Origin of the sequence: Ewingella sp. AOP8-B2-18 (assembly GCF_052376015.1) — a bacterium.
GTDB lineage: Bacteria > Pseudomonadota > Gammaproteobacteria > Enterobacterales > Enterobacteriaceae > Ewingella > Ewingella allii.
On the sequence record NZ_JBQSVB010000030.1, the window covers coordinates 1 to 5,480 of the forward strand.

Annotated in this window: 7 protein-coding genes and 2 pseudogenes; 3 read left to right on the forward strand and 6 right to left on the reverse strand. The window is 48.6% G+C overall.

Features of this window, described 5'->3' with window-relative positions; translation table 11 throughout:
• The 3 genes and pseudogenes from ACT3RR_RS22645 to ACT3RR_RS22655 all read right to left on the reverse strand — a co-directional run.
• A pseudogene (locus ACT3RR_RS22645) lies at positions 1 to 253 on the reverse strand (MbeB family mobilization protein); the annotation flags it as partial.
• Positions 134 to 1,001 (reverse strand): annotated as a pseudogene (locus ACT3RR_RS22650) (relaxase/mobilization nuclease domain-containing protein); the annotation flags it as partial. The pseudogenes ACT3RR_RS22645 and ACT3RR_RS22650, both read right to left, overlap by 120 nt.
• Positions 982 to 1,317 (reverse strand): plasmid mobilization protein, encoded by a 336-nt coding sequence (locus ACT3RR_RS22655; protein WP_175320710.1) that lies wholly within the window; start codon positions 1,315 to 1,317, stop codon positions 982 to 984. The gene ACT3RR_RS22655 and the pseudogene ACT3RR_RS22650, both read right to left, overlap by 20 nt.
• A gap of 264 nt (positions 1,318 to 1,581) precedes the next feature.
• On the opposite strand from ACT3RR_RS22655, the gene ACT3RR_RS22660 reads away from it, so the two are divergent.
• Complete coding sequence (locus tag ACT3RR_RS22660; protein ID WP_181220000.1) at positions 1,582 to 2,667, forward strand: ComEC/Rec2 family competence protein; 1,086 nt, start codon at positions 1,582 to 1,584, stop codon at positions 2,665 to 2,667.
• Here ACT3RR_RS22660 and ACT3RR_RS22665 read toward each other — a convergent pair.
• Positions 2,664 to 3,170: a hypothetical protein gene (locus ACT3RR_RS22665; RefSeq protein ID WP_175320708.1), complete on the reverse strand. Its 507-nt coding sequence runs from the start codon at positions 3,168 to 3,170 to the stop codon at positions 2,664 to 2,666. The two genes, ACT3RR_RS22660 and ACT3RR_RS22665, sit on opposite strands and share 4 nt — an antisense overlap.
• The gene (locus ACT3RR_RS22670; protein ID WP_175320707.1) at positions 3,170 to 4,075 is read right to left on the reverse strand and encodes a replication initiation protein; all 906 of its coding nucleotides are present in this window, start codon (positions 4,073 to 4,075) and stop codon (positions 3,170 to 3,172) included. Before ACT3RR_RS22670 ends, ACT3RR_RS22665 begins: the two co-directional genes overlap by 1 nt.
• Before the next feature lie 284 nt (positions 4,076 to 4,359).
• Here ACT3RR_RS22670 and ACT3RR_RS22675 point away from each other — a divergent pair, with 284 nt between their 5' ends.
• Positions 4,360 to 4,599, forward strand: coding sequence for a type II toxin-antitoxin system CcdA family antitoxin (locus ACT3RR_RS22675; protein ID WP_012666376.1), 240 nt, complete (start codon positions 4,360 to 4,362; stop codon positions 4,597 to 4,599).
• Entirely contained in the window at positions 4,599 to 4,907 is a 309-nt protein-coding gene (locus tag ACT3RR_RS22680) for a CcdB family protein (protein WP_063448384.1), read from the forward strand. Before ACT3RR_RS22675 ends, ACT3RR_RS22680 begins: the two co-directional genes overlap by 1 nt.
• 103 nt (positions 4,908 to 5,010) lie before the next feature.
• Here ACT3RR_RS22680 and ACT3RR_RS22685 read toward each other — a convergent pair whose 3' ends face one another.
• Positions 5,011 to 5,247, reverse strand: a complete 237-nt coding sequence (locus tag ACT3RR_RS22685; RefSeq protein WP_175320706.1) for an MbeD family mobilization/exclusion protein — start codon at positions 5,245 to 5,247, stop codon at positions 5,011 to 5,013.
• Between the last annotated feature and the right edge of the window lie 233 nt (positions 5,248 to 5,480).

Here is a 5,480-nt window from a genome sequence, read left to right on the forward strand (position 1 = left end):
TGTTCATCTCGTCCAGCCGTGAAGCGATGAGCGCTCCCTGAAACCACAGGATCCCCGACAACATACCGATCAACAGCACACCACAGACCAGTATCCATATCAGCGCGATCGTGACCGAGCGCCGCAGCAGGGTTGTCTGCCGGGTGTTCTGCTCGTGGATAGCGTCGCTGATGCTCTTCCCGCTTGATTGTAAGGCCTCGCTGATGGATTGCTCGAGCTTCACAAACTCGCTCTTCACGCTCTCCCCGGTACGCTGTGCCTGCTGCTTCGAGGTCTCCTCGAAGGCTTTCGCTAAATCTAAAATCCCGCTCATATAACGCTCCTTTTAACCGGATATTTCGTCCACCGTCCGGGTCGGCAATGCTGAGACTGCTTTTCGTTTCCCGTACCACCGTCAGCCCGCCATTTTCCAGCGCCCTGACCACATCCTCACGGTTACGGATCATCCCCTGTGCCATCATCGTTTCCAGCGTGTCCGTAATGGCCTGCGCCGCCTTCTGACGGTCGCCGGGAAGGTCATTGCCCGGTGTCAGGGTTCGCCGTCGGGCGGGATCATGAGGGTCATCGAGGTTCAGGCGGTCATTGGTCAGAGTCTGCCAGGCGTTGACCCTGGGACGGTCAGCCCGGTCATAGTAGGGTTGCAGGCGTTTTCCGCTCTGCAATTCGATGTTCGGGATCACAAAATTCAGCTCCAGCCTGTCCTTGTCCCGGTGCTCCACCCACAGACAGGCATACTGGTCACCGTCCAGACCGGGAAGCAGTGTCTGCTCAAACTCCTCCATCAGACGCACTTTCTCATCGTCAGGGAGGTTTTCTTCCCGGAACGACAACACCCCGGAGGTGTAGGCGCGGGCAAACTCGCATCCGTCAATCAGTTGTCTGACACGCTCAGGCTCACCCCGCAGTACCACCGCTTTTTCCCGGTCTCGCGCCTTTCCCAGCAGGTAATCCACCGGGCCACTGCCTGAACCCGCACCCCGGCTATGAATCTTGACGATCACGCTGTGTCTCCAGAAGCTCAGATAACTGGCGATCAAGACTGGTCAGTACCGCCAGAAGAGAAACCTGCTGATGGGCCGAAAGCGAATCCAGACCATGCAGCTTACGGGCTATCTGATTGAGGTTATTGCCGATGCCGGTCACCTGACGAAGCAGTGCCGGATCAACGTCAGGCACACGCCGGCGACGCAATACATGTACACCCAGACCGAGCGAACGTAACCATTCAGCGAGATGAGCACGATCACAACGTGCCAGCAGTCGCTCATGTTCACTCTCAGTCAGGCGGATTTTTATCTCTTTCGTTCGCTTGTCCATGACACTCCGCTGAGAAAACTTTCGCACCCAGAGTGCGAATTTTCGCAGTGGATGCCAGGGGTTTCGGGGGGCGGCGAGCCCCCTGAACCAGTCACAGAAGGAACCCTCGTAGAGGGGACGCTGTGTGTACTGGCTTAAAGTATAGGGGAGTATGTCAGATCAATAACGTGGGAAAAAGCAAAAAGCCCTAAAAGAAGGCTGTTATCTGATATAGGCTTGTTTAGTCTCACGGCGTAGAATGGAGAAAAAAACAAGGAGTAAGTAATGGTTGATGAATACGATCTGGATTTTTTGGCAGTTGGTGATAAGACAAGTGGTGATGCTATATTCATAAGAACGAAGCGAGCTAATCAAAAACAAATAATAAACCTTGTCGACGGTGGCTACTCGGGAACAGCAGAAAACATCACTCAATTTATGCGTAAGTGGTATGAAACTGATGTAATTGACAACATGATCCTTACTCACGGGGATAAAGACCACATATCTGGTTTAATAAAGATTCTAGAATCAGGTGAGATTACCGTTAAAAGATTGTGGGCGTTTCTCCCTTGGGATTATGCAGAAGATCTAATTAATGGTGAATATTTCCAAAATAGGAATGGGGTTAAATGGCTTCAGGATGAACTCAAGAGACAATACTCATCGCTGAAATATTTAGAAGAATTAGCAGTAAAAAATGGAATAGCTATAAGCACACCACTTGCTGGATGCTCAATTGGTGAATTTAAAGTACTATCACCAACAAAATCTTTTTATTTGGATAACCTAGCTTCATCAGCAAAAACAGCTCAAGAAAATCCAAATAGAATTTACGGTAGAGAGTTATTTGAATCAACCTTCTCTGCGGTTAGAGATATCGCCACATCATTAAAAGAGTGGGGGTTCGAGAATTTTAAATCAGAGAATACATCTCCAGAAAACAACAATAGCGTAATTCAATTCTCAACTTTAAAAAACCAACGGGTACTCTTAACTGGAGATGCAGGAGTAGAGGCTTTAGGAATGGCAATTGGAAGTTTAGACCAAAGCAATAAGCCTATGGCTGACATATTACAAGTACCACATCATGGCTCTAGAAGAAATGTTTCCTCAGAACTATTAGATGTCATTGTTGGTGATAAATTTAACACGAAACGAGAAGCTGAAGCGGCAAAAAGACTAATTACTGTAATTAGTGCAGGGAAGAATGATTCTAACCACCCTAGAAAAGCAGTAGTTAGAGCTCTTTACCATCGAGGGGCTAAAATATTTGATACAAAAAAGGGTGGTTTTCACAAAGGTACTTCTACAAGAGACAATTGGAAGGATGCCACGTTACTAACTTATCCTTTAGATACTGAGGACTAAGCAGTCTGATTATTAATCCTTTTTACTATATATGATGTTTGTTTTCTGTAAGCAAACATCATTATCAAAAATAAAAAAAATGATGCACTAGAACCTGCGATACTAAAGCCTTCAATTAAAAACCACTTGATATCAAAGTGCTGAACTAAAAAAGACAACAAAAAAACAACCAGCAAACACAAAAAAACTGCGGAGAATGTTCTAAGCATGTTATTAACTTCTAAAAACATTTTTAGATCAGGGTCGTTTCTACTTGCCATCAAATAATCACCATAAGGTGCGTATTTAACAAACTTTATTTTTATCGCAAGCATTTCTATGAGTAGAGATCCGATTCTAGATACAAATACCCCCCAAAAATAAAAAAGACATAGGTTATATGCAGTTCCATCACCACCAAGATTAACCGAAAAAAATAAATTAAAAAAATAACAAAACACAGCACCGGGTATAATGTTGTTAAAAATATTATACGCAGATATCTTTTCAAACAATGACTCCATTACGCCCCCTTGTTTTTTTTCATTCTGAAATAGCTTGCTCTACTAACTCCAATATCTAACCATGGATTGCCTAAAGATTTTCTTCCACCTCCCTTACTTTTCATCCCACCTTTACGACCTCTAACTGCCTGTATTTCACTTGAATGAGTGTCCAACACATACTTTTCAAAAGAAACTTCATCGAAGTTCTTAATAGTCCATCTAGCAATACTTTTAGCAATACCATTAACCTCATTTTCATCCAGAGGTGCTGCAAATTGCAGATTGTAGGCACTGACACGTTCATAGCAGGCTTGCAACCACTGGTCATACTCAGGCCAGCCCTGACGGATAGCGCGGTATGCCCACTTACGGGTTTTATCGAACAGGGTGCAGTTACGGCCTAAACCATAATCGGGTAGGATTTCTTTATCGTTCGCCGCACTCAGGTCGAGTGAGTCAGCTAACCAGTCCAGCGTGTAGAGTTCCGGCTGCCACACGGCAAGCTGCCAGTGATCATGGTTCGGATTCTTGCAGATGAGCCCAGAATAGCCTGTGTCAGCGTCCAGTTTTTTACACAGCGCACGCTCAACCGCCGCCGCATACTTCAGCGGCTTCATTTTGCCGTCAGGTGCGGTGCGTACCGCTGTTTTCAGCGCGTACAGCAAATGGGCGTGACCATTTTCGGGATTCATGATGGTCAGGGTTGGGGCTGGGGCGTTCCGGTCACTCCAGTCTATCGCCGCACCAGGGCGGTCAACGTCAAAACCGAGCCAGAACATCGCGTGTGGCTGGTTGAACTGGATATATTTCGCAAGAATGGCGCGCTCTTTCCCGGCAATGCGTACGCCGAACTGGAGTTCGTCGGTAAAATAGGGTTTGCGGGGAAGCCGCTCGTTAAAAAGGTCGAGTGCCTGGTTACTCAATCTCGCCTGCGCTTATGGCGGGCTGTTGTTTCGCACGGTGCATGTGCTAGTATCCTTGTTAGGTTTTGTGCCTACGCCCTCGTTAATCATGTCTCTTCCGCCAAGTTGAAATCATGATTACGGGGGCGTTGTCTTTTCTGCCGCTTAACGTTACACACCCCACCGAACTTTGTCACCTGTCACCATCAGTTATTGCCAGAGGCAACAGACCATTACCTTCCTGGTGAAAAACGCGTACACTGAAAACACGTGTCAGATACACGTGTAAAAATCAGGAGATTATCATGCCCGTATCAGCCATGCGCCATAAAAAAACCGTCAGTGTGACGCTCGAGCCTGCGCTTTTGCGTCAGGCCCGCGAAGCCGGGATTAATCTGTCTGCCACGCTCGCCACCGCCCTGAAACATCAGATCCGTGAGTCAGAAGCGGAGCGCTGGAAACGCGCTAACCGTAAGGCAATCCAGGAACTGAACCGTATTACGGACGAACACGGCTTACTCTCTGACGATCACAGGACGTTCTGATGCAGTTCATGGTGTACCGCAATAACGGCAACAGCCGGGCTTATCCCTATCTGCTCGATGTACAGAGCGATATTATCGGCGAACTGAATACCCGCCTGGTGATCCCGCTGTTTCTGCTCGATGAAGTGAGCGGACGGCCCGCCCGCCGCCTGAACCCGGTGCTGAATGTGGACGGTGAGGATTTTCTGGTCATGACGCATGAAATGGCCAGCGTTCGCCAGTCACAGCTTGGGGAAGAGGTGGTGAGCGTACGGGAGCAGCGGCAGGCCATCAAGAATGCGCTGGATTTTCTGCTCGACGGTTTCTGAGTTTACCTTTCCATCCCGTGATCGTGTCCCCGGCTGCGTCCGGGGGCAAATGAGCGCGTTTTCTGTCGTTCCTGTTTCTGCGCCAGTTCACTGTCCAGTCTGGCTACCTGCGCGTCAAGCGGCTGACGGCTTCGGTTAAGCTCATGACCTGCTGCCGCAAGCTGTCCACCTGCCCGCTCAAGTGCTGACACGCCTGGTCGCTGCGCATCAGCGCGGCGGAAGTAGTGGTGAACATGCTCTGCAAGTTGTCGTAACTGGCCTGCCATGCCTGCTGTCGTGTCTCGTAATCGTTCTGTAAGCGCTCTAACGCGCTCAGCAACAGTTTTTCGGTCTCGGTCATGGATTTGATTGTCCTTATCGCTTAAAACGCCGTATGGCGCTTCTGTGGCAACTGACGGGGCTATTTCGCAGTGTAGGTCACTACCTGTTTGTCGTTTTTCGAGGTATATAGCTCGACGCCCTTCGCGCTCTTCGGCAGCACCACGTAATACTTGTTTTTCCGGGTGTCGTCCGTGAGAATTTCCACCCCCGCCCCCGATTTCGCTTTCAGGTCGGTAAGCTGCTGGCTGTAGC